Genomic DNA, 21837 nt, shown 5'->3' on the forward strand with positions numbered 1-21837 from the left:
GCCAGTTTTAGAGAAGACTATTCGAGTTGCTGAAGTTCGCCTGATGGCGTGACGCGCCAGCGGTGCTGGCAAAAATAGAGCAGCGGATTGTCCTGCTTGCTGTCGCTGTAGCCGCTGTACAGGCGCAGCGGCGTACCGATGCGTTTCTCCAGCTGGACCACTTTTTCATGCCCCAGGCAGCGCAGGGTCAGCACCCAGCCGCCGTAGCCGCGGCTAATTTGCGTGGCGATAAGATTCACGCGCGGAAGCCAGGGGGTATCAAAATAAACCTGCTCCACCAGCGTCTGCGGGGAGCCGGTAATCAGCCAGATGTCGGCATCGTTCGCATCAAGGTAGCTGGTCAGGCGCGCCTGCACCACCGGAAAGGCGGCGACGTGGCCGCGAAACCAGTGCGCAAAATCCTTTTCGAGCTGTTTGAGCCGCGCTTCGCTGTGACCAAAGGTACATCCCCACAGCAGCAAACTCATCGGCCATCGCGCCGCCCGGCCTTTCACCAGCAGCGCGATACCGATAACCGGTAAGAGCGGCAGCACGATCAGCGCATTCAAAGGCTGACGCCGCAGCAGGTAACGCATAAACGTACCAAACATATCCTGCTGATGCAGCGTTCCATCAAGGTCGAAAAAGACAACGCGACGCCCGTGATTTGCCAAACCTTACTCCTCTGGGTCGTTGAAACCTAACAGCCAGGTAAACAGGAACCCGGCGATCACCGCTACTAAATAGCCTAACAGGTAGAGCATCACTTTTCCGGTCACGATGGTTAATGCCAGCGGTAAACCGGAAAGACCAAAGGTGATAACGGTAGCGACTTTCCAGTAGCTAATGAGCGCCCCGCCCACCGCGCCGCCCAGACAGGCGGCGAGGAACGGTTTACCCAGCGGCAGCGTAACGCCGAAAATCAGCGGCTCACCGATGCCGAGCAGTCCGACCGGGAGTGCGCCTTTAATCATTTTTTTCAGACGCGCGTTGCGAGTTTTCATCAGTACGGCAATCGCCGCGCCGACCTGCCCCACGCCCGCCATCGACAGGATAGGCAGCAGCGCGTTATAGCCGTGCGACTGCACCAGCTCGACGTGGATCGGCACCAGCCCCTGGTGCAGGCCGGTCAGCACCAGCGGCAGGAAGGTACCGGAAAGCACAGCGCCAACCAGCAGCCCGCCGCGGTCAATGGCCAGAGACGCACCGTGAGCGATGGCTTCAGAGATCCACCCGCCTAACGGCTGGAGGGCCACAATCGCTACGCTACCGGTAATCAGCGTGGTCAATAGCGGGTTGAGAATCAGCTCGATCGAGCCAGGCAGGATCGCACGCAGCCTTTTCTCGATCCAGCTCATCAGGATGACCACCAGCAGCACGGCAATCACCCCGCCGCGCCCGGGCTGGAGCGCCTCGCCAAACAGCGTTATCTGCGCCAGCTGCGGGCTGGACAAGATGCCCGCCATTACCCCGCCCATCGCCAGCGATGCACCAAACACCTTCGCGGTATTCACCCCGACCAGAATGTTCATGATGGCGAAAACAGCGCTGCCGAAGATCCCGAGAATCCCCAGCAGGTTCGGATACTGCGTGGCGAAATCCCCCACAATATCCGGTCGCTTGAGGATGTTGATGATCCCGGTGATCAGGCCTGAGGCAATAAACGCCGGGATCAGCGGAATGAAGACGTTTGCCAGCTGACGCAGCGCATCGCTCATGGGGGCTTTGTATTTGGCCTTTGCCTGCGCTTTGGTGCGCTCCGCATCGTCCATCGACGCGCTCGCGCTAACGCCCATTAGCGCGCGCATGGCATCGACAACCTGCGCCGCTTTCCCCGGCCCGACGATCAGCTGGTGCTGCTGCCCTTGTTTCACGTAGCCGCTGACGCCGGACAGTTGCTTCAGGCGCGGCACGTCAAGCTGGTCGTCGTTATGCACCTCGACGCGCACGCGCGTCATGCAGTTTTCGAGACGCTGAATATTTTTTTCCCCACCAATCCCCTGCAGGATATCGCTGGCGAGCGCTGCTGTTTTGTCCATAGACGCCTCTGTTAGTTTTCTAATGCCGCCCGTAAGAAGCCGTTATGCGCAGCGAGTTTGGCTCTCGCGGCCGCCGCATCCAGCCCGCTTAAGATCATCAGAATGGCCGGTTTAACATCGTGATCGGTCTGCTTGAGGACCGCTTCTGCCTCTTCACGGCCTGCGCCTGTTGCCTCCATCACCATGCGGCAGGCTCTGTCCACCAGCTTGACGTTGGTGGCCTGCATATCCACCATCAGGTTCTGATACACCTTGCCGAACTTCACCATCGCGCCGGTGGAGATCATATTGAGCACCAGCTTTTGCGCGGTCCCGGATTTCAGGCGCGTGGAGCCGGTGAGCGCTTCCGGCCCGACAACCGGAGAGATAGCGATAGCGGCCACCTGCGCAATCGGGGAGCCCGGATTACAGGAGATGGCCACCGTCGTGCAGCCGGTCTGGTTGGCGTATTCCAGGCCGCCAATGACGTACGGCGTACGCCCGGATGCCGCCAGCCCGACCACCAGATCCTTCGCGGTCAGATTCAGACCCTTCAGGTCATCCTCACCCAGCTGTTTGTTATCTTCCGCCCCTTCAACGGCTTTTAGCAGCGCGCCGGGTCCACCGGCAATCAACCCAACGACCAGACCGTGCGGAACCCCAAAGGTTGGCGGACATTCTGACGCATCCAGCACCCCAAGGCGCCCGCTGGTGCCCGCCCCCATGTAGATAATACGGCCGCCGGCCTTGAGGGCTTCCGCCGCCGCATCGACAGCTTTCGCCACCTCGGGTAATGTCTCTTTCACTGCCTGTGCGACCAGCGTATCCTGTTGATTAAAGCGGTTAACCAGCTCCAGGGTGGAGAGCGCATCCAGATCCATGGTTTGCGGGTTACGCGTTTCAGAAACAAGTGAGCCAAGATTCATTTTTGCACCTCAAGAATTTTTAATTCATAGTAATCACACTATAATGGAATATAAAATTCATTCAGGCGAGCAAAATTCTTATTTGAGCAGATAATCACATTTTCGCCAGGAGACCGTATGAACTGTTTAATTCGCATTCGCCAGCGCTACGCAGGCTTTGCCCAAAGCGACAAGAAGCTGGCGGATTTTCTGCTTTCTCAACCCGACCATGCACGCCATCTCAGCTCGCAGCAGCTGGCGAGTGAAGCCGGCGTGAGCCAGTCCAGCGTGGTGAAATTTGCCCAGAAGATTGGCTTTAAGGGGTTCCCCGCCCTCAAGCTGGCGATCAGCGAAGCGCTGGTGAGCAACCCCAACCCGCAGTCAATGCCGGTGCATAATCAGATCCGCGGCGATGACCCGATGCGGCTGGTTGGCGAAAAGCTGATCAAAGAGAACGTGGCGGCTATGCACGCGACGCTCGATGTGAACACCGAAGAGAAGCTGCTGGAGAGCGTGGCGATGCTGCGCGGCGCGCGGAGGATCATTCTGACCGGTATCGGCGCGTCCGGACTTGTAGCGCGTAACTTCGGCTGGAAGCTGACGAAAATTGGGCTTAACGCCATCGTCGAGCAGGATATGCACGCCCTGCTGGCGACCGTACAGGCAATGGATCCTGACGATCTGCTGCTGGCCATCTCCTACTCCGGCGAGCGCCGTGAAATCAACATGGCAACCGATGAAGCGCTGCGCGTCGGCGGTAAAATTCTGGCGATCACCGGTTTTACGCCGAATGCCATGCAGCAGCGGGCAACGCGCTGTTTATATACCATTGCCGAAGAGCAGGCCACGCGCAGCGCGGCTATCTCGTCTACCAGCGCGCAAATGATGCTGACGGACCTGCTGTTTATGGCGCTGGTGCAGCAGGATCTGGAGCGCGCACCCGAGCGCATTCGTCACAGCGAAGAACTGGTAAAGAAACTGGTTTGACGCGTATAATGCCCGCCCGGTTTGTGTTGTTTCTGAGAATTTCCTGATGGCGCTGTTAATTACCAAAAAATGCATTAATTGCGATATGTGCGAGCCCGAATGCCCGAACCAGGCGATTTCGATGGGCGACAGCATTTATGAGATTAACAGCGACCGCTGCACGGAATGCATCGGCCACTATGAAACGCCGACCTGTCAAAAAGTGTGCCCGATCCCGAATACCATCCTGAAGGATCCGGCCCACGTCGAGAGCGAAGAGCAGCTATGGGATAAGTTTGTCCTGATGCACCACGCGGACAAGCTTTAACTTTCGATGATCACCGTAGCGCTGGCATAGTGGCGTTCATCCGCGATCGTCACGTGCATGTGATTCACCCCCAGCTTTTCCGCCAGCTTTTGCGCTTCTCCCCACAGACGCAGGCTCGGTTTGCCCAGCTCATCGTTAAACACTTCGAACTGATTAAACGCCAGGCCGTTACGAATGCCGGTCCCGAAGGCTTTGGCCGCCGCCTCTTTTACCGCAAAGCGCTTTGCCAGAAAACGCACCGGCTGCTGATGCGCTTCCCAGATGGCCCACTCGTTATCGCTCAGCACGCGTCTTGCGAGGCGATCGCCGCTACGGGCGATCACCGCTTCAATGCGGGCTATTTCAACGATATCGGTGCCTAAGCCCAGAATGGCCATTACTGACGCGCTTCCTGCATCAGGCGTTTCATCTCTGAAACCGCCTCTTTCAGGCCGCTCATCACCGCGCGGCCAATGATGGCGTGGCCGATGTTCAGCTCGTGCATTTCCGGCAGAGCGGCAATCGCCTTCACGTTATGGTAGGTCAGGCCGTGACCGGCGTTCACCTTCAGTCCCAGACTTGAAGCATACGTGGCCGCTTTGGCAATACGTTCCAGCTCTTTGGCCTGTTCGGCATCATTTTTGGCATCGGCATAGCAGCCGGTGTGGATTTCGATATACGGTGCGCCCACGTCGGCCGCCGCTTTAATCTGGGCGAAATCGGCGTCGATAAACAGAGAAACCAGGATACCGGCATCCGCCAGGCGCTTGCAGGCATCGCGCATTTTGTCGAGCTGACCGGCCACATCCAGACCGCCTTCGGTGGTCACTTCCTGGCGTTTTTCCGGCACCAGGCAGCAGAAGTGCGGCTGGGTCTCGCAGGCAATCGCCAGCATCTCTTCGGTGACCGCCATCTCCAGATTCATTCGGGTGTCCAGCGTCTGACGCAGAATGCGCACGTCGCGATCGGTGATATGGCGACGGTCTTCACGCAGGTGAACGGTAATGCCGTCGGCGCCAGCCTGTTCAGCGATAAACGCCGCCTGAACCGGATCGGGATACGCCGTGCCGCGCGCATTACGCAGCGTGGCGATGTGGTCGATGTTGACGCCTAACAGTAATTCAGCCATGACAATCCTCGGTATTTTGGTTCATTTCTCTTCCCCCTCTCCCTCCGGGAGAGGGCTGGGGTGAGGGGTAAAACGTTAACGTTTCGGCACAAACTGCCTGAATAATTCGCGGCTCTTTAAGGGCTTGCCGCCAAGATACGGCTTGAGGGCAATCCGGGTAAAGCGTTTTGCTGCGCGCAGGGTATCCAGATCGGGAAACTCGCGCTCATACAGCGCCCGGAGCTGGCGCCCGGTAAAGGTGCTGTTGTCTATCACGATACTGGCAATGAAGCCTTTTTCTTCGCGGTAGCGGTAGGTCATGGTGTCTTCTATCTCGTCACCACTGCCCGCGCAGTGCAGAAAATCTACGCCGTATCCGAGGTGGCCCAGCAGCGCCAGTTCAAAACGACGCAAGGCGGGTTCGGGCGTGCCGGTTGCGCCAGCCAGCGCCTGGATACAGTGCAGATAATCGAAGAAAAGTTCAGAGAAGCGGGTCTCATGTTCAAGAACGCGTGAGATGAGTTCGTTGACATACAGACCGCTGTAGAGCGTGATGCCGGAAAGAGGAAGCGCCAGGGAGACGGCTTCAGCGCTGCGCAGGGTTTTTACTTCCCCTCGCCCACCGAAGCGAACCAGTAGCGGCGTGAAAGGCTGTAGGGCACCTTTCAGATTAGAACGTTTGGAACGTGCGCCTTTCGCAACAAGGCGCACGCGGCCCGACTCTTCCGTGAAGACGTCCAGCATAAGGCTGGTTTCGCTCCAGGGACGACTATGCAGGACAAAGGCGCGCTGCCATCCATCCATATGCTCGTCGTCTTAAGTTACTGGTCTTCGCCGTAACCGAGGCTGCGCAGAGCACGCTCATCATCGGCCCAGCCAGATTTCACTTTCACCCACAGTTCGAGGTGAACCGGCGCTTCGAACATTTCCATCATATCCTTACGGGCTTCAATACCGATGGTTTTGATCTTGGCCCCTTTATTGCCGATCACCATCTTCTTCTGCCCTTCGCGCTCAACGAGGATCAGGCCGTTGATGTCGTAGCCACCGCGCTCGTTGGTCTGGAAACGCTCGATCTCTACCGTTACGGAGTAAGGCAGTTCAGCACCCAGGAAACGCATCAGCTTTTCACGGATGATTTCAGACGCCATAAAGCGCTGAGAGCGATCGGTGATGTAGTCTTCCGGGAAGTGATGAATCGCTTCCGGCAGATGCTTACGCACGATGCCCGCGATGGTATCAACGTTCAGACCGGTCTCAGCAGACAGCGGAACGATGTCGAGGAAGTTCATCTGGCTACCGAGCCACTGCAGATGCGGAAGCAGGTCGGCCTTTTCCTGCACGTTATCAACTTTGTTGACCGCGAGGATGACCGGCGTTTTACCGTCACGCAGCTTGTTCAGCACCATCTCGTCGTCCGGCGTCCAGCGGGTGCCTTCCACAACGAAAATCACCAGCTCTACATCGCCGATCGAGCTGCTCGCCGCCTTGTTCATCAGGCGGTTGATGGCGCGCTTCTCTTCCATGTGCAGGCCCGGGGTATCGACGTAGATCGCCTGATACGCGCCTTCAGTATGGATGCCGACGATGCGGTGACGCGTGGTCTGCGCCTTACGCGAGGTGATTGAAATCTTCTGCCCAAGCAGATTATTCAGCAGGGTGGATTTGCCAACGTTCGGACGTCCGACGATGGCAATAAATCCGCAATAGGTTTTTTCTTCGCTCATTCCAGCTCCAGCATTTTTAACGCCTGTTCGGCGGCAGCCTGTTCAGCCTTACGACGGCTTGAACCTGTGCCCACCACCGGTTCACTCAGGCCACTGACCTGGCAATGGATGGTAAATTCCTGATCGTGCGCTTCGCCACGCACCTGTACCACCAGATAAGACGGCAGCGGCAGATGACGACCCTGCAAATATTCCTGCAGACGCGTTTTCGGATCTTTTTGTTTATCGCCCGGGCTAATTTCGTCCAGACGGGTCTGATACCAGTTCAGGATCAGCTTTTCTACGGTCTGGATATCGCTGTCCAGGAACACACCACCAATTAATGCTTCGACCGTATCGGCAAGAATAGATTCACGACGGAAGCCGCCGCTTTTCAGTTCACCCGGTCCAAGACGCAGACATTCGCCCAGTTCAAACTCGCGCGCGATTTCCGCAAGGGTATTACCCCTAACCAGCGTGGCACGCATGCGGCTCATATCCCCTTCATCCACACGCGGGAAACGGTGATAAAGCGCATTCGCAATCACGAAACTTAAAATAGAGTCGCCTAAAAACTCGAGACGCTCATTATGTTTGCTGCTGGCACTGCGGTGGGTTAATGCCTGTTGCAACAACTCCTGATGATGAAAAGTGTAGCCCAGCTTCCGTTGAAGCCGATTAATTACGATGGGGTTCATGCGATACCAATAAATGAATGCGTCAAAAATGCAGCACACGAAACCGACCTGAGAAAACCAACGCGGTTTCGTGTGCCGTGGCACCCTTGCAGGGCCAACCTTAAACTTCGGGGGAATATTCTATACACAACGACAGGGGATGTCGTTAGTTCGAAGAGATTTATCGTGGAAATAATTCACGTAGCCGCTAATTAAAGCGGCTACGCGTTCATTTATTGAGAATTAATGGATTCCGCCGATACGATTCAGGCGTACACCGGTCGGCCATTCGCCTTCCTGCTTCTCAAAACTCATCCAGATGGCGGTGGCTTTTCCGACCAGATTCGCTTCCGGCACAAAGCCCCAGTAACGGCTGTCCGCAGAGTTATCGCGGTTGTCACCCATCATGAAGTAATGTCCTGGCGGTACAATCCAGCTCGCCAGCTGCTGGCCCGGCTGGCGATAGTACATACCCAGCTGATCCTGCGCGATTGGCACAGTGAGGATTCGGTGCGTCACATCGCCCAGCGTCTCTTTGCGCTCAACCAGACGGATGCCGTCCTCTTTGGTTTCACCTTTCGGTACCTGGAAGAATCCGCTGGTCGCTTCGCCGCCGTTACGACGGGCGAAGGTCTGCACAAAATCACTTGGCTCAACGTTTGAGTAAGTGATTGGCAGCGCGTTTTCACATGCGGTACCGGAGCTGCAGCCCGGCTGAACGGTGACTTCTTTCGCAACCGGATCGTAAGTCACTTTATCACCCGGCAGACCTACCGCGCGCTTGATGTAGTCCAAGCGCGGATCTTCCGGATATTTAAACACCACGATGTCGCCACGTTTCGGATGACCGGTTTCGATCAGCGTCTTTTGGTAGATAGGATCTTTAATGCCGTAGGCAAACTTCTCTACCAGAATAAAATCACCAATCAGCAGTGTTGGCATCATTGAACCTGATGGGATTTGGAACGGCTCGTAAATAAACGAACGTACCACCAGCACAATTGCCAGCACCGGAAATACCGAGGCGCCCGTTTCCAGCCAGCCCGGTTTCGGGCCGACTTTCTTCAGGGTTTTAGCGTCAATCCCATCTCCAGTGGCTGCCTGAGCGGCAGCCTGACGTTCACGACGTTTTGGGGCGAAGATAAACTTATCCAGACACCACAGCAGACCTGTCACCAGGGTAGCAATGACCAGGATCAGGGCAAACATGTTCGCCATGCCAACTCCTTAGGGTTATTTGCCGTCTTTACCAACATGAAGGATGGCAAGGAATGCTTCCTGCGGCAGCTCGACGTTACCGACCTGCTTCATACGCTTCTTACCTTCTTTCTGCTTCTGCAGCAGCTTTTTCTTACGGCTGACGTCACCGCCATAGCACTTCGCCAGAACGTTTTTGCGCAGCTGTTTCACAGTTGAACGCGCGATAATGTGGTTGCCAATCGCAGCCTGAATCGCGATATCGAACTGCTGACGCGGGATAAGATCTTTCATCTTCTCAACCAGCTCGCGGCCGCGGTACGGCGCATTGTCGTTGTGGGTGATCAGCGCCAGCGCATCCACGCGCTCGCCGTTGATCAGCACGTCCACACGCACCATGTTGGAGGCCTGGAAGCGTTTGAAGTTGTAATCCAGTGACGCATAGCCACGGGAGGTCGACTTCAGACGGTCGAAGAAGTCGAGTACCACTTCCGCCATCGGGATCTCATAGGTCAGCGCCACCTGGTTACCGTGGTAAACCATGTTGGTCTGCACGCCACGCTTCTCAATACACAGCGTAATGACGTTCCCCAGGAATTCCTGCGGCAGCAGCATGTGACACTCTGCAATAGGCTCACGCAGCTCCTGAATGTTGTTCAGCGGCGGCAGCTTGGACGGGCTATCGACGTAGATCACTTCTTTCGAGGTGGTTTCAACTTCATAGACTACGGTCGGCGCCGTGGTGATCAGATCCAGATCGTATTCACGCTCCAGACGCTCCTGAATGATCTCCATGTGCAGCAGACCGAGGAAGCCACAGCGGAAGCCGAAGCCCAGCGCCGTTGAGCTTTCTGGCTCGTAGAACAGGGAAGCATCGTTCAGGCTCAGTTTACCGAGCGCGTCACGGAAGTTTTCGTAGTCGTCAGAGCTGACCGGGAACAGACCCGCGTAAACCTGCGGTTTCACCTTTTTAAAGCCTGGCAGCGCTTTATCTGCCGGGTTACGGGCGCCGGTCAGGGTATCGCCCACCGGCGCGCCGAGGATGTCTTTAATGGCGCAGACCAGCCAGCCTACCTCGCCACATCTCAGCTCGGTACGGTCAACCTGTTTTGGCGTGAAGATGCCCAGACGGTCGGCGTTGTAGACCTGTCCGGTACTCATTACCTTGATTTTGTCGCCTTTACGCATGGTGCCGTTTTTAATACGCACCAGAGAGACAACGCCCAGATAGTTATCGAACCAGGAGTCGATAATCAGCGCCTGCAGCGGACCATCCGGATCGCCTTCCGGGGCCGGAATGTCACGTACCAGGCGTTCAAGCACGTCGGTCACGCCCACACCGGTTTTCGCGGAGCAGCGCACGGCATCGGTCGCGTCAATGCCGACGATATCTTCAATCTCTTCCGCTACGCGTTCAGGGTCGGCGGCTGGCAGGTCGATCTTGTTCAGAACCGGCACAACTTCGAGATCCATTTCCATCGCGGTGTAGCAGTTTGCGAGGGTCTGGGCTTCAACGCCCTGCCCGGCATCCACCACCAGCAGCGCGCCTTCACAGGCCGCGAGCGAGCGTGAAACCTCATAGGAGAAGTCAACGTGGCCTGGGGTGTCGATAAAGTTCAGTTGATAGGTTTCACCATCAGCCGCTTTGTAATCAAGCGTAACGCTCTGCGCTTTAATGGTGATACCGCGTTCGCGTTCCAGGTCCATGGAGTCCAGAACCTGGGCTTCCATTTCACGATCAGACAGGCCACCGCAAATCTGGATAATACGGTCAGACAGCGTCGACTTACCGTGGTCAATGTGAGCAATGATCGAAAAGTTACGTATGTTCTTCATATAGTTAAATAATTATGCCTTACGAATTCCTGGAGGCCGCTGTTCTTAGCCTGACGTTTTTCAGTGCGAAAACGCAGCATTCTACACTACATCCTCGCTACCTGGAAATGCACTTAGAAGCAGGTATAGCGTGAAGAAAGGCCGTTTTCTGTTTTAGGGTGTAAAAAATGATAAAGCCCGATGGATCACCGGGCCTCAGAAGAGAGCGTTTCAACACGAAGCTGGTCTGGCGCCAGCCCAACGCTGAGAATGACAGGCTGCCACTCCTCGCGTGCGGCGAGCGTCGGAGAGAGCCCTTTGGCAAGCCAGAATCCCCCCACGCCACCCAATGCGGCACCGCACATAGCGGCCACATCGGTACCAAACAGCATCTGAAACAGGCCGCCCATGATAAACAGGCCGACCAGTGGAGAGAGATACACCAGCATAGCGGAGCTGAGCAGGCTGCCTTCCGCGATGCCCAGTTCTACCTTCTGCCCCGCCATCAGCGGCTGTTCGCTTGGCACAGAAATCGTGTGCGATGTTTGTGGCCCGAGCTTATTCAGCACGCGGCTGCCGCAGCCGGCGCGGGATGCGCAGCTATTACATGAGGCTTTTACATCGCAGCTCACCAGCGCAATGCCGTTCTGCCAGGAGACAACCGTCGCCCACTCTTTGATCATTGTGCAGCCCTGAATTTAATGCTGTCGGAGATGCGCTTCGCCGTCTGCGGAGGGAGTTCTCCCACAATGGTGATCTCTGCGTTATCGCGTACCGTTGTACTCACCGTACGACGCCCGGTACGCAGCATTTGTTCGGCGCTGTTTGCCGTTGCGCGATTGATATTCACCGAGAAGCTGAACAAGCCGTCGGAATAGAGGCGCGATTCCACCGGCGTTTCAATCGTTGGCAGCTGACGACGGCTGCTGGACACTTCGCTAAATCCTTGTGGGATCCAGGCAGGTACCCAGTTGAAATTAACGGAATCCCCGGCAGGAACAGAAAGCAGCGGCGGCAGGCTGGCCTTAGCCAGATTCTGCATGCTGTTGCCGACCTGATTGTTCACGCTGAAGGAGATAACCCGGAACTGTTCCAGCGTTTCACCGTCACGGTCGAGCAGGTCAACACGCATGGGGAGTTTGGTTTCGGCATCAATCCAGACGATATAGCTGTATCGCGTTCCGTCCCGGGCAACAACGCGAATTACCTCGCACAGTCTGTCCGCGATGCGGGTACGCCCTACCGAAATAAAATCGTAGTAAGGGGCAAGCCGTTTAAAGTCGGTGTAAATGAGTGACGGCAGGGAATCAACGATATAGTCGCCATTCAGCGTGAAAGGCTCCAGGCCTGGCTCGAAATAGCTGATTTCGTTACCACGCTGGACAACTTCCCGACGCGGGCCATCCATCTGTAGAAGCTGGGCGAGCGGCTGGTTATCAAGACGGGCATGGCGATAGCGTAACGACTCGACGCCCTGCTTATTGATGCTGATAAATGCCAACTCGTAATTGAGTGACTGGCTGGCCAGATTCATTTGCTGCAACAACGCCCCGGATGAAACATCAGCCGAGGCGTTGGCAGAGAAGAACAGGCTACCCGCCATCAGAGACATGGCGAACCAAAGTTGCTTCATTACTGCGATTGCGTTCCTAAAGTTTGGTTTCCGGGCACCTGCACAGCAGCTTGCTGTGTCTGCGCCTGCTCAAACTGAAGCTGTTCAGAGTGCAGACGACGCTGCAACTCGTAATCCTGCAACATCGCATTAATGCGACGGCGCTGCTCCTGAACCTGCTGTTGCTGGCCGCCGCTGGCGGATGCATCAGCCGGTACGCCCAAGCTTACCGGGCTGGCTTTGCCCATCATCGGCAGTGTGTTAAACACTGGCGCTTCTGGCTGCTGATTAGTTTCAGACTGAGTATTATAGTGCTGGACGCCAACAATAACTGCAAGCGATACGCATGCAGCCACACCCATTTGGGTAAGCTGGCTGGCCCACGGACGCACCTTTTGCCAGAACGGCATTTTCTGCCACTGGTGAGGCGCGGGTTGAGCTTCAGGAATCAGCGGAGTGGTCTGATGAACAGGCTCATTCTCAATCGCCGCCATGACGCGGGCTGAGATATCGAAATGGAGAACCTCGCCGGTGTCACCGCGAAGGGTGTCACGGATGAGATGGTAACTCTCCCAGGTCTCTTGCATTTCGGGTGAATGAGACAGCTCGTTGAGCAGCTCACTATCCACCGTTTCACCATCCATTAAAGCGGAAAGTTTTTCTTTCTGCATGCCTAATACCTTTTCCAGTATCCCGCTATCGTCAACGCCTGATAAGCGGTTGAACTTTATTATCAATAGCTTCTCGCGCACGGAAAATTCGTGAACGTACCGTGCCGACCGGACAATCCATGATAGCGGCTATCTCTTCATAGCTCAGACCATCCAGCTCCCGTAACGTAATTGCCATACGTAAATCTTCCGGGAGCGACTCGATCGTGCGAAAAACGATTTGTCTCAGTTCTTCTGACAACATTAAGTTCTCAGGGTTCGAAATTTCTTTCAATGCGCCGCCACTTTCGAAGTTTTCGGCGTCGATTGCGTCCACATCACTTGAAGGCGGACGACGGCCCTGAGCGACCAGATAATTCTTTGCCGTATTGACCGCAATACGGTACAGCCAGGTATAAAAAGCACTATCTCCCCGGAAAGAATCCAGCGCGCGATAGGCCTTAATAAAAGACTCTTGCACCACATCAGGCACATCGCCTGACGGTACATAGCGGGAAACCAGGCTCGCCACCTTATGCTGGTAGCGGACTACCAGTAGGTTAAAGGCTTTCTGATCTCCCTTCTGGACCCGTTCAACCAGGACCTGGTCCGTTAACTGCTCGCTCATCCGAGGTAATGTCTCCCCAAACCTAAATTCCACGCGTTATCGAAACGCCACTCTAAAATACCGCACTTTGAGCAAGCACCATTTAGAGTGTCTGATCTTCAATAAGTTCCGTAACGCCTTTGTTTTTGTTCATCGCGCCGCAGACTGTTCATTTTCTCTCATTATAAGTCTGTTCACGATACGCACCACTTTCTGACAAGAAACATCTTTTTCCCGCCAGAAGAGTAACGCAACACAGGCTTTATTTCACCACAAAATCTGACGCTAACGATCTGCTTCGCAAAATAATTTCACTCATTTACCCTCCGTTTACCTCCGCTTACGCGTTTAGCCATTGCGACAGCCTCTAAAAAAATACGTGCGATATATCGCATTCAGGTGCTATTCTGCCCCAACACTGTTTAGTAAATTAAACAACAATCATGAACACAACACCTGAACTCCATTGTGATGTACTGATCATCGGCAGCGGTGCTGCCGGTCTCTCTCTGGCGCTGCGCCTGGCCGAGCATCAAAACGTTATCGTTCTGAGTAAAGGACCGATAAGTGAAGGTTCTACGTTTTATGCCCAGGGTGGCATTGCCGCCGTGTTTGATGAGACAGACAGCATTGCGTCTCACGTCGAAGATACGCTCATTGCCGGGGCCGGGATCGTGGATGCACACGCCGCAGAGTTTGTCGCCAGCAATGCCCGTCACTGCGTTCAGTGGCTCATCGACCAGGGCGTCTTGTTCGATACTCAGGTTCAACCCAACGGTGAAGAGAGCTACCACCTGACTCGCGAAGGCGGCCATAGCCACCGCCGCATCCTGCACGCAGCGGATGCCACCGGAAAAGAAGTGGAAACCACGCTGGTCAGCAAAGCGTTGAACCATCCTAATATTCGGGTTCTCGAGCGAAGCAATGCCGTTGACCTGATTATCTCTGACAAGATTGGCCTGCCCGGTACGCGTCGCGTGGTGGGCGCCTGGGTCTGGAACCGCAATAAAGAGAAGGTGGAGACCTGTCAGGCGAAGGCTGTGGTACTGGCGACGGGCGGCGCCTCCAAGGTGTATCAGTACACCACGAACCCGGACATTGCCTCCGGCGACGGTATCGCTATGGCCTGGCGAGCTGGCTGTCGGGTGGCAAACCTCGAGTTTAATCAGTTTCACCCCACCGCCCTGTTCCACCCTCAGGCGCGCAACTTCCTGCTGACGGAAGCCCTGCGCGGTGAAGGCGCTTATCTGAAACGCCCTGACGGCTCCCGTTTTATGCCCGACTTTGACGCCCGCGGTGAACTGGCCCCGCGCGATATCGTTGCCCGCGCCATCGATCATGAAATGAAGCGTCTTGGCGTAGACTGCATGTATCTCGATATCAGCCATAAGCCAGCAGAGTTCATTCGCCAGCATTTCCCGATGATTTACGAGAAGCTGCTCAATCTTGGCATTGATTTAACGCGCGATCCGGTGCCCATTGTGCCAGCGGCACACTATACCTGCGGTGGCGTAATGGTTGACGATCATGGACGTACTGACGTAGACGGTCTGTATGCTATCGGTGAGGTCAGCTATACCGGACTTCACGGCGCGAACCGTATGGCCTCTAACTCGCTGCTTGAGTGTCTGGTGTACGGCTGGTCAGCGGCGGAAGACATAACGAAGCGCATGCCTTACGCCCGCGAGACAGAGCAGTTGCCAGCCTGGGATGAAAGCCGGGTGGATAACCCGGACGAGCTGGTCGTGATCCAGCACAACTGGCATGAGCTACGGCTGTTTATGTGGGACTACGTGGGGATTGTGCGCACCACGAAACGCCTGGAACGCGCCTTGCGCCGCATCACCATGCTGCAGCAGGAAATTGATGAGTATTATGCCAATTTCCGCGTATCCAATAACCTGCTGGAGCTGCGCAATCTGGTGCAGGTGGCCGAGCTGATTGTTCGCTGCGCGATGATGCGTAAAGAGAGCCGCGGGCTGCACTATACCCTGGACTACCCGGATCAGCTTGCTGAGTCCGGCCCGTCGATACTCGCCCCGCAGGTTTACATAAACAGATAAAATGCCTGGGTCAGAGCCGTGTAATCTTCGGAATAACGCTGGTCTGGCCCACGGATCACCATCCGGTCATTAAAGCATTCACCCTCTTTTGGCGAGAGCGCCAGCAGCACGCGGTGCGGCAGTCGTCCTTCCGTATCCGAAATATCGGTACGCAGACGTAACGTCCAGCCGATCTCCAGCGCGATACTGATAAACGTGTTGCCGGTACTCTCAGGCAGGACCACACAGAAAAAACCTTCTTCGGAGATGAGTTCTGCCGCACTGGTGAGCAGCGCTTTATGATCGAGGGAGCCGGTATAACGCGCCTGTTCACGCTCGGGTGTCCCGCACTCAACGCCGGGTTCGTAGTAGGGAGGGTTGCTGACGATCAAATCGTAACGCGCGGTTTGTTCAGGCGCCCAGGCGAGCACATCTGCGCATTCCACCTTCATTCGGGCTGCCCAGGGGGATTCGGCCATATTGTCACTCGCCTGCTCTGCGGCCTGCGCGTCCAGTTCGACGGCATCAATGATGACATGTTCTTCCGTACGCTGCGCCAGCATCAGGGCCACCAGCCCGCTGCCGGTACCGATATCAAGAATACGCTTAACACCTGCGACAGGCGCCCACGCTCCCAGTAAAATACCGTCTGTACCGACCTTCATGGCACAGCGATCGTGGGCGACAAAAAATTGTTTAAACGTAAAACCATCGCGGCGCAGCTGCGCTTTGAGTTGAGACATGTCGGGGCAACCTTCTAAGTGAAACTGGAGTAGCATAGGGGAAAGCGAAGTGGCCGAAAAGCGATATCCATACAAACAGATGAAGATTACAGCCGTAACGTCTATAATCAGCGCCCCACACAGAGGTAGAACATGACTGTAACGACTTTTTCCGAACTTGAACTCGATGAAAGCCTGCTCAATGCACTTGAGAGCAAAGGCTTTACACGCCCGACCGCCATTCAGGCAGCGGCCATTCCGCCTGCGCTTGAGGGCCGCGATGTGCTCGGTTCTGCGCCAACCGGCACGGGGAAGACAGCAGCCTATTTGCTGCCTGTGTTGCAGCATCTGCTCGACTTTCCGCGTAAAAAATCTGGCCCGCCGCGTATTTTAATCCTGACGCCTACGCGCGAACTGGCAATGCAGGTTGCCGATCACGCGCGTGAACTCGCGGCAAATACTCATCTCGATATTGCCACCATCACCGGCGGCGTTGCGTACATGAACCACGCCGAAGTGTTCAGCGAAAACCAGGACATCGTCGTTGCGACGACGGGCCGCCTGCTGCAGTACATTAAAGAAGAGAACTTCGACTGTCGTGCGGTTGAAACGCTGATCCTCGACGAAGCCGACCGCATGCTGGACATGGGCTTCGCACAGGATATCGAGCACATTGCCGGGGAAACGCGCTGGCGTAACCAGACGATGCTGTTCTCTGCCACCCTCGAAGGGGAAGCGATCAAAGACTTCGCAGAGCGTCTGCTGGAAGATCCGGTGGAAGTCTCGGCAACGCCGTCCACCCGTGAGCGTAAGAAGATCCACCAGTGGTACTACCGCGCGGACAACCTCGAGCACAAAGTAGAATTGCTGAAACATCTGCTGAAGCAGGAAGATGCTCTGCGCACAATCGTTTTTGTTCGCAAGCGCGAGCGCGTGCACGAGCTGGCTGAAATGCTGCGTAACGCCGGGATCAACAACTGCTATCTTGAAGGCGAGATGGCGCAGATCAAGCGTACCGAAGGGATTAAGCGTCTGACCGACGGTCGCGTTAACGTGCTGGTTGCGACTGACGTTGCCGCACGCGGGATCGACATCCCTGACGTCAGCCACGTCATTAACTTCGATATGCCGCGCAGCGGAGATACCTATCTGCACCGTATTGGCCGTACCGGCCGCGCGGGCCGCAAAGGGATTGCGATTTCACTCGTCGAAGCGCATGACTACCTGCTGCTGCAGAAGATTGGCCGCTATGTTGATGAGCCGTTGAAAGCGCGCGTTATTGACGAACTCCGCCCGACCACGCGCGCGCCAAGTGAAAAGATGACGGGTAAACCGTCCAAGAAAGCGCTCGCGAAACGTGCTGAGAGAAAAGAGAAAGAAAAAGAGAAACCGCGCGTGAAGCAGCGCCACCGCGATACCAAAAATATTGGTAAACGCCGTAAGCCAAGCTCTGCCGCACCAGAGACGAAAACTGAAGAGTAAAAAAAAGCCGGGGAAATCCCCGGCTTTTTTATTCCCCCCTGCTGAAGCCGTTACAGGCTTTCAGTAAAGGTACGGGCGATAACGTCGCGCTGCTGTTCTGGAGTCAGTGAGTTAAAGCGAACCGCATAGCCAGACACGCGGATGGTCAGCTGTGGGTATTTTTCTGGGTGCTCAACGGCATCCATCAGCGTTTCGCGGCGCAGCACGTTTACGTTCAGGTGCTGACCACCTTCCACGCGCACTTCCGGCTGCACTTCCATAGGAACTTCACGGTATTCGATTTCGCCCAGTTTGTTTACCGGTACGATTTCATCTTCAGCAAAACCCGCTTTCGCAACGACGCAGCGCGCTTCGTTCTTCTCGCTGTCCAGCAGCCAGAAAGAATTGAGCAGATCGTCATTTGCAGCTTTAGTAATCTGGATACCTGTAATCATGTATTGCCTCCCTTAGGCTACATTAACTCGTGTCGGCCTCTCGAGGCCAATTGGTAAAACCATTGTTTCTTGTGTGTATATATAACATTCACACCCCGGTGATTTATTGATTTAAATCAACAAAAACACCAACCACATAAAGAGTGTGGTTTGAATTTATTGTTTTAGATCAATTTCACAACCTTACCAATTCAACTTACCCTGTATCTTTTCAAAATAAATTTAGCCACTTAGCACGTATTTCAGCGCGTAATTTTGCTCACCGGGGTGAAACAGGTAAGCTAGTCAGAGATTGAGATTCGCAGGAGAGCGAGATGACGACACCTTTAACCTGGCATGACGTGCTGGCAGAAGAAAAGCAGCAGTCTTATTTTATCAATACGCTCAGCACCGTTGCCGCTGAGCGTCAGTCCGGACAGACGATTTACCCGCCGCAGAAAGACGTGTTCAACGCCTTTCGCTACACCGAACTGAGCGATGTGAAAGTGGTCATTCTTGGCCAGGATCCCTATCACGGCCCCGGGCAGGCGCATGGGCTGGCGTTTTCCGTCCGTCCGGGCGTGGCTATACCCCCTTCTTTGCTCAACATGTATAAAGAGCTTGAGGGAACCGTGCCCGGTTTTACCCGGCCAAACCACGGCTACCTGGAAAGCTGGGCGCGCCAGGGCGTGCTGTTGCTGAATACGGTGCTTACCGTACGGGCGGGCCAGGCGCACTCGCACGCCAGTCTGGGCTGGGAGACGTTTACCGATAAAGTCATCAGCCTTATCAACGAGCATCGTGAAGGGGTAGTGTTTTTACTCTGGGGTTCTCACGCGCAGAAGAAAGGGGCGATTATCGATCGTCAGCGTCATCACGTGCTGAAAGCACCGCACCCGTCACCGCTGTCTGCGCATCGCGGTTTCTTTGGCAGTAATCATTTTGTTCTGGCGAATGAATGGCTGGAAAAACGTGGCGAAACGCCGATTGACTGGATGCCTGTATTACCGGCAGAGAGCGAGTAGTTTGAGTTTGTATGCCCGGTTCACCGGGCATACAAAAAACACAATGGATTATGCCTTGTTCTGACGCCACCACTCGGCCAGCAGTACGCCGGTCGCAACGGATACGTTCAGACTTTCCACATTGCCTGTTCCGTCGATAGAGACGCTCAGATCCGCACTGGAGAGCGCCGCGTCAGACAGACCATCACGTTCCTGACCCAGCACCAGCACCATTTTGCGCGGCAGCGTCGCTTTAAACAGCGGCGTACCGGCATGGCTCGAGGTGGTCACGATGGAATAGCCCGCTTTACGGAACTGCTCCAGGGCGTCCAGAACGCTGTCGCCGGTGATTGGCTGTACGTGCTCGGCTCCGCCTTCCGCAGTACGGATCGCGGCGCCGGATTCCAGCAGCGCGGCATCCTGCAACAGCACGCCTTTCACGCCAAAGTGCGCGCAGCTGCGCATCATTGCGCCCAGGTTGTGCGGGTTGCCCACATCTTCCAGCGCCAGCACGCAGTCATCGGCATCCGCCTGGCTGACCCACTGCTGCACGGTCGTGCCGTTACGCTTTTTGATCAGGAAGCAGACGCCGCCGTGGTGTTCAGTACCGGAGGCTTTAGTCAGCTCGGCATCATCCACCACGTGGTAGGCTTTACGGTTCGCGGCCATCCAGCGCAGCGCTTCTTTGAAGCGCGGGGTCACGCTCTGGATAAACCAGGCGCGAACGATACACTCAGGACGGCTCAGGAACAGCGCCTGGCAGGCGTTCTCGCCATACACGCGGGTCTCTTCCGCACGCTGACGGCGCAGCACTTCCGGATCGATAAAGCTTTTACCGCTGATACCGCCGTGATCGGCTTTTTCCGGCGTCTCATCGCCAGGGGCGCGAGAAACGGTGCGCCACGGGGAGGCATTATCACGTGAGAAGTCATCACGCGGACGATCGTCGCGTGGACGGTCACTGCGTGGGCGGTCAGAACGCGGACGGTCATCACGTTTGCGATCGTCACGTTTGCGGTCATCACCGCGGTTATTTCTGTCATCGCGGGCGGGGCGACGGCCACCGTCTGCACGAGAAGACGCCGGACGCCCGCCACCTTTTCCGGTACGCGGATTTTGGGTGCGTTTATCAGAGTCATCATCACTGCGGACATACATCACTTTGACCTTGCCGCTTTTGTTTTTCATTTCGTCGTTCATGCTTTTCTCCACCAGCGCTGCGCGAAGCGCGCAGATTACCCGATGTGCCAGCGCATAGCCATAATTTCGTACAAAAGCCTGTGACTATTGTTCTCATTGAATAAAACGCATTGTTGTTTCAAACAGGCTCATTGATAATATGTAACATATTAGAAACATTATCGGCGTTCTGCCGCTGTCCCACGGCTCTATCAGAGGTTAGTTATGAATACCGTATGTGCCAACTGTCAGGCTCTTAATCGCATTCCGGACGATCGGATGGAAGATGGTGCGAAATGCGGACGTTGTGGCCATGAATTATTTGATGGCGATGTCATTAACGCGACGGGTGCTACGCTGGACAAACTCCTCAAGGACGATCTTCCTGTCGTGATCGATTTCTGGGCGCCATGGTGCGGCCCTTGCCGTAGCTTCGCGCCGATTTTCGAAGATGTGGCTGAAGAGCGTAGCGGAAAAATGCGGTTCGTTAAGGTCAATACCGAAGCCGAACCAGAACTGAGCGCACGTTTTCGTATTCGCAGCATCCCGACCATTATGATTTTCAAAAATGGCGAAGTGATCGATATGCTCAACGGCGCGGTTCCAAAAGCGCCTTTTGAAAGCTGGTTAAACGAGTCGCTCTAACATTCTCGGGGCACGTCTTGTGCCCCGCTCCCGCCTCTGCGAAAATAGCGTTTTTCCTGCATTTCGCCCATGACTGATAACGCTGTCCTTAAATTACGTGCCGAACGCCTTGCGCGCGCCACCCGACCTTTCCTTGCCCGTGGCAACCGTATTCGCCGCTGTCAGCGCTGCCTGCTGCCGCTGAAGGTTTGTCTGTGCGAGACGCTCGCTCCGAGTACGGCGGAAAGCCGTTTTTGTCTGGTCATGTTCGATACCGAGCCGATGAAACCCAGCAATACGGGGCGTCTTATCGCCGATATTCTGCCGGATACCGCCGCGTTTCAGTGGTCCCGTACGGAGCCGCCTCAGGCCCTGCTCGATTTAGTGGCCAGCCCCGACTATCAGCCTATGGTCGTTTTCCCCGCGTCTTATGCAGGCGCAGAGCGCCGGGTGCTTTCAACGCCGCCATCCGGTAAACCACCGCTGTTTATCATGCTGGACGGTACCTGGACCGAAGCGCGAAAAATGTTTCGCAAAAGCCCCTATCTCGACGCTCTGCCGGTGATTTCTGTCGATCTTTCCCGCGTCTCAGCCTACCGCCTGCGTGAAGCGCATGCTGACGGGCAATACTGCACTGCCGAAGTGGCAATTGCGCTTCTGGATTTAGCGGGAGATACCGCTGCGGCTGGTGCCCTGGGCAACCATTTCTCATGCTTCCGGGAGCGCTATCTGGCGGGAAAAACCGTTCATAAGGGCAGCGTCACAGCGCCCGAGCCAGAAAGCGTTTAAAATCATCAGGTCGCTTGCATTCACAGGAGGCCTGC

The 21837-nt window shown here is 55.6% G+C and carries 25 protein-coding genes; 7 read left to right on the top strand and 18 right to left on the bottom strand.

Going from position 1 to position 21837, the window contains the following annotated elements; translation table 11 throughout:
* Positions 1 to 17 precede the first annotated feature (17 nt).
* From yfhb to murQ, 3 genes are read right to left on the bottom strand one after another with little or no spacing between them, the layout of a single operon-like run.
* Positions 18 to 653: a phosphatidylglycerophosphatase C gene (gene yfhb, locus ACJ69_RS12895; protein ID WP_054829701.1), complete on the bottom strand. Its 636-nt coding sequence runs from the start codon at positions 651 to 653 to the stop codon at positions 18 to 20.
* Between the two features lie 3 nt (positions 654 to 656).
* Positions 657 to 2018: a PTS transporter subunit EIIC gene (locus ACJ69_RS12900; protein WP_059347151.1), complete on the bottom strand. Its 1362-nt coding sequence runs from the start codon at positions 2016 to 2018 to the stop codon at positions 657 to 659.
* A gap of 11 nt (positions 2019 to 2029) precedes the next feature.
* Complete coding sequence (gene murQ / locus ACJ69_RS12905; protein WP_054829702.1) at positions 2030 to 2923, bottom strand: N-acetylmuramic acid 6-phosphate etherase; 894 nt, start codon at positions 2921 to 2923, stop codon at positions 2030 to 2032.
* Positions 2924 to 3040: 117 nt separating this feature from the next.
* On the opposite strand from murQ, the gene ACJ69_RS12910 reads away from it, so the two are divergent.
* Positions 3041 to 3889 (top strand): MurR/RpiR family transcriptional regulator, encoded by an 849-nt coding sequence (locus ACJ69_RS12910; RefSeq protein WP_059347152.1) that lies wholly within the window; start codon positions 3041 to 3043, stop codon positions 3887 to 3889.
* Between the two features lie 46 nt (positions 3890 to 3935).
* The gene (locus ACJ69_RS12915) at positions 3936 to 4196 is read left to right on the top strand and encodes a YfhL family 4Fe-4S dicluster ferredoxin (protein WP_008502177.1); all 261 of its coding nucleotides are present in this window, start codon (positions 3936 to 3938) and stop codon (positions 4194 to 4196) included.
* On the opposite strand, the gene acpS is transcribed toward ACJ69_RS12915, so the two are convergent.
* The 12 genes from acpS to rseD form a co-directional block, all read right to left on the bottom strand.
* Complete coding sequence (gene acpS / locus ACJ69_RS12920) at positions 4193 to 4573, bottom strand: holo-ACP synthase (RefSeq protein ID WP_023294331.1); 381 nt, start codon at positions 4571 to 4573, stop codon at positions 4193 to 4195. The two genes, ACJ69_RS12915 and acpS, sit on opposite strands and share 4 nt — an antisense overlap.
* Positions 4573 to 5304 (bottom strand): pyridoxine 5'-phosphate synthase, encoded by a 732-nt coding sequence (pdxJ, locus tag ACJ69_RS12925; protein WP_032659491.1) that lies wholly within the window; start codon positions 5302 to 5304, stop codon positions 4573 to 4575. The genes acpS and pdxJ overlap by 1 nt, the downstream gene beginning before the upstream one ends.
* Positions 5305 to 5379: 75 nt before the next feature.
* Positions 5380 to 6087, bottom strand: coding sequence for a DNA repair protein RecO (gene recO / locus ACJ69_RS12930; protein WP_029741134.1), 708 nt, complete (start codon positions 6085 to 6087; stop codon positions 5380 to 5382).
* A 17-nt stretch (positions 6088 to 6104) separates the two neighbouring features.
* Entirely contained in the window at positions 6105 to 7010 is a 906-nt protein-coding gene (gene era / locus ACJ69_RS12935) for a GTPase Era (protein ID WP_006176722.1), read from the bottom strand.
* A complete protein-coding gene (rnc, locus tag ACJ69_RS12940; RefSeq protein ID WP_003860711.1) occupies positions 7007 to 7687 on the bottom strand; it encodes a ribonuclease III in 681 nt (226 codons plus the stop codon). The genes era and rnc overlap by 4 nt, the downstream gene beginning before the upstream one ends.
* A gap of 222 nt (positions 7688 to 7909) precedes the next feature.
* Entirely contained in the window at positions 7910 to 8884 is a 975-nt protein-coding gene (gene lepB / locus ACJ69_RS12945; protein WP_023308848.1) for a signal peptidase I, read from the bottom strand.
* Between the two features lie 15 nt (positions 8885 to 8899).
* A complete protein-coding gene (gene lepA, locus ACJ69_RS12950) occupies positions 8900 to 10699 on the bottom strand; it encodes a translation elongation factor 4 (RefSeq protein ID WP_032659499.1) in 1800 nt (599 codons plus the stop codon).
* A gap of 185 nt (positions 10700 to 10884) precedes the next feature.
* On the bottom strand, positions 10885 to 11361 hold the full coding sequence (gene rseC / locus ACJ69_RS12955) for a SoxR-reducing system protein RseC (RefSeq protein ID WP_023308850.1): 477 nt from the start codon (positions 11359 to 11361) through the stop codon (positions 10885 to 10887).
* Complete coding sequence (rseB, locus tag ACJ69_RS12960; RefSeq protein ID WP_023308851.1) at positions 11358 to 12311, bottom strand: sigma-E factor regulatory protein RseB; 954 nt, start codon at positions 12309 to 12311, stop codon at positions 11358 to 11360. Before rseB ends, rseC begins: the two co-directional genes overlap by 4 nt.
* Positions 12311 to 12961, bottom strand: a complete 651-nt coding sequence (gene rseA / locus ACJ69_RS12965) for an anti-sigma-E factor RseA (protein WP_008502186.1) — start codon at positions 12959 to 12961, stop codon at positions 12311 to 12313. Before rseA ends, rseB begins: the two co-directional genes overlap by 1 nt.
* 31 nt (positions 12962 to 12992) lie before the next feature.
* Complete coding sequence (gene rpoE / locus ACJ69_RS12970) at positions 12993 to 13568, bottom strand: RNA polymerase sigma factor RpoE (RefSeq protein WP_006176728.1); 576 nt, start codon at positions 13566 to 13568, stop codon at positions 12993 to 12995.
* The gene (gene rseD, locus ACJ69_RS25750; RefSeq protein ID WP_229255512.1) at positions 13565 to 13627 is read right to left on the bottom strand and encodes a rpoE leader peptide RseD; all 63 of its coding nucleotides are present in this window, start codon (positions 13625 to 13627) and stop codon (positions 13565 to 13567) included. The genes rpoE and rseD overlap by 4 nt, the downstream gene beginning before the upstream one ends.
* 363 nt (positions 13628 to 13990) lie before the next feature.
* Here rseD and nadB point away from each other — a divergent pair, with 363 nt between their 5' ends.
* Positions 13991 to 15610 carry an L-aspartate oxidase gene (gene nadB / locus ACJ69_RS12975; protein WP_047647045.1) on the top strand — a complete coding sequence of 540 codons (1620 nt, stop codon included), beginning with the start codon at positions 13991 to 13993 and terminating at the stop codon, positions 15608 to 15610.
* Here nadB and trmN read toward each other — a convergent pair.
* A complete protein-coding gene (gene trmN / locus ACJ69_RS12980; RefSeq protein WP_059347153.1) occupies positions 15595 to 16332 on the bottom strand; it encodes a tRNA(1)(Val) (adenine(37)-N(6))-methyltransferase TrmN in 738 nt (245 codons plus the stop codon). The two genes, nadB and trmN, sit on opposite strands and share 16 nt — an antisense overlap.
* 132 nt (positions 16333 to 16464) lie before the next feature.
* Here trmN and srmB point away from each other — a divergent pair, with 132 nt between their 5' ends.
* Positions 16465 to 17793 carry an ATP-dependent RNA helicase SrmB gene (gene srmB, locus ACJ69_RS12985; RefSeq protein WP_023308854.1) on the top strand — a complete coding sequence of 443 codons (1329 nt, stop codon included), beginning with the start codon at positions 16465 to 16467 and terminating at the stop codon, positions 17791 to 17793.
* Between the two features lie 50 nt (positions 17794 to 17843).
* On the opposite strand, the gene grcA is transcribed toward srmB, so the two are convergent.
* Positions 17844 to 18227 carry an autonomous glycyl radical cofactor GrcA gene (gene grcA / locus ACJ69_RS12990; protein WP_029741127.1) on the bottom strand — a complete coding sequence of 128 codons (384 nt, stop codon included), beginning with the start codon at positions 18225 to 18227 and terminating at the stop codon, positions 17844 to 17846.
* A gap of 314 nt (positions 18228 to 18541) precedes the next feature.
* Here grcA and ung point away from each other — a divergent pair, with 314 nt between their 5' ends.
* A complete protein-coding gene (ung, locus tag ACJ69_RS12995) occupies positions 18542 to 19231 on the top strand; it encodes a uracil-DNA glycosylase (RefSeq protein ID WP_047647042.1) in 690 nt (229 codons plus the stop codon).
* Between the two features lie 48 nt (positions 19232 to 19279).
* On the opposite strand, the gene ACJ69_RS13000 is transcribed toward ung, so the two are convergent.
* On the bottom strand, positions 19280 to 20410 hold the full coding sequence (locus ACJ69_RS13000) for a tRNA/rRNA methyltransferase (protein WP_029741125.1): 1131 nt from the start codon (positions 20408 to 20410) through the stop codon (positions 19280 to 19282).
* Positions 20411 to 20614: 204 nt separating this feature from the next.
* Between ACJ69_RS13000 and trxC the strand changes: the two genes are divergently transcribed.
* Both trxC and tapT read left to right on the top strand, forming a co-directional pair.
* A complete protein-coding gene (gene trxC, locus ACJ69_RS13005) occupies positions 20615 to 21034 on the top strand; it encodes a thioredoxin TrxC (protein WP_023308858.1) in 420 nt (139 codons plus the stop codon).
* A gap of 69 nt (positions 21035 to 21103) precedes the next feature.
* A complete protein-coding gene (gene tapT / locus ACJ69_RS13010; RefSeq protein WP_029741124.1) occupies positions 21104 to 21802 on the top strand; it encodes a tRNA-uridine aminocarboxypropyltransferase in 699 nt (232 codons plus the stop codon).
* Positions 21803 to 21837 lie beyond the last annotated feature (35 nt).

The organism is Enterobacter asburiae (assembly GCF_001521715.1).
Classification (GTDB): domain Bacteria; phylum Pseudomonadota; class Gammaproteobacteria; order Enterobacterales; family Enterobacteriaceae; genus Enterobacter; species Enterobacter asburiae.

Excerpts from the sequence above, each read along its gene's own strand:
- ACJ69_RS12900 (WP_059347151.1), bottom strand. The coding sequence starts at position 2,018 with ATGGACAAAACAGCAGCGCTCGCCAGCGATATCCTGCAGGGGATTGGT.
- murQ (WP_054829702.1), bottom strand. The coding sequence starts at position 2,923 with ATGAATCTTGGCTCACTTGTTTCTGAAACGCGTAACCCGCAAACCATG.
- ACJ69_RS12910 (WP_059347152.1), top strand. The coding sequence starts at position 3,041 with ATGAACTGTTTAATTCGCATTCGCCAGCGCTACGCAGGCTTTGCCCAA.
- ACJ69_RS12915 (WP_008502177.1), top strand. The coding sequence starts at position 3,936 with ATGGCGCTGTTAATTACCAAAAAATGCATTAATTGCGATATGTGCGAG.
- acpS (WP_023294331.1), bottom strand. The coding sequence starts at position 4,573 with ATGGCCATTCTGGGCTTAGGCACCGATATCGTTGAAATAGCCCGCATT.
- pdxJ (WP_032659491.1), bottom strand. The coding sequence starts at position 5,304 with ATGGCTGAATTACTGTTAGGCGTCAACATCGACCACATCGCCACGCTG.
- recO (WP_029741134.1), bottom strand. The coding sequence starts at position 6,087 with ATGGATGGATGGCAGCGCGCCTTTGTCCTGCATAGTCGTCCCTGGAGC.
- era (WP_006176722.1), bottom strand. The coding sequence starts at position 7,010 with ATGAGCGAAGAAAAAACCTATTGCGGATTTATTGCCATCGTCGGACGT.
- rnc (WP_003860711.1), bottom strand. The coding sequence starts at position 7,687 with ATGAACCCCATCGTAATTAATCGGCTTCAACGGAAGCTGGGCTACACT.
- lepB (WP_023308848.1), bottom strand. The coding sequence starts at position 8,884 with ATGGCGAACATGTTTGCCCTGATCCTGGTCATTGCTACCCTGGTGACA.
- lepA (WP_032659499.1), bottom strand. The coding sequence starts at position 10,699 with ATGAAGAACATACGTAACTTTTCGATCATTGCTCACATTGACCACGGT.
- rseC (WP_023308850.1), bottom strand. The coding sequence starts at position 11,361 with ATGATCAAAGAGTGGGCGACGGTTGTCTCCTGGCAGAACGGCATTGCG.
- rseB (WP_023308851.1), bottom strand. The coding sequence starts at position 12,311 with ATGAAGCAACTTTGGTTCGCCATGTCTCTGATGGCGGGTAGCCTGTTC.
- rseA (WP_008502186.1), bottom strand. The coding sequence starts at position 12,961 with ATGCAGAAAGAAAAACTTTCCGCTTTAATGGATGGTGAAACGGTGGAT.
- rpoE (WP_006176728.1), bottom strand. The coding sequence starts at position 13,568 with ATGAGCGAGCAGTTAACGGACCAGGTCCTGGTTGAACGGGTCCAGAAG.
- nadB (WP_047647045.1), top strand. The coding sequence starts at position 13,991 with ATGAACACAACACCTGAACTCCATTGTGATGTACTGATCATCGGCAGC.
- trmN (WP_059347153.1), bottom strand. The coding sequence starts at position 16,332 with ATGTCTCAACTCAAAGCGCAGCTGCGCCGCGATGGTTTTACGTTTAAA.
- srmB (WP_023308854.1), top strand. The coding sequence starts at position 16,465 with ATGACTGTAACGACTTTTTCCGAACTTGAACTCGATGAAAGCCTGCTC.
- grcA (WP_029741127.1), bottom strand. The coding sequence starts at position 18,227 with ATGATTACAGGTATCCAGATTACTAAAGCTGCAAATGACGATCTGCTC.
- ung (WP_047647042.1), top strand. The coding sequence starts at position 18,542 with ATGACGACACCTTTAACCTGGCATGACGTGCTGGCAGAAGAAAAGCAG.
- ACJ69_RS13000 (WP_029741125.1), bottom strand. The coding sequence starts at position 20,410 with ATGAACGACGAAATGAAAAACAAAAGCGGCAAGGTCAAAGTGATGTAT.
- trxC (WP_023308858.1), top strand. The coding sequence starts at position 20,615 with ATGAATACCGTATGTGCCAACTGTCAGGCTCTTAATCGCATTCCGGAC.
- tapT (WP_029741124.1), top strand. The coding sequence starts at position 21,104 with ATGACTGATAACGCTGTCCTTAAATTACGTGCCGAACGCCTTGCGCGC.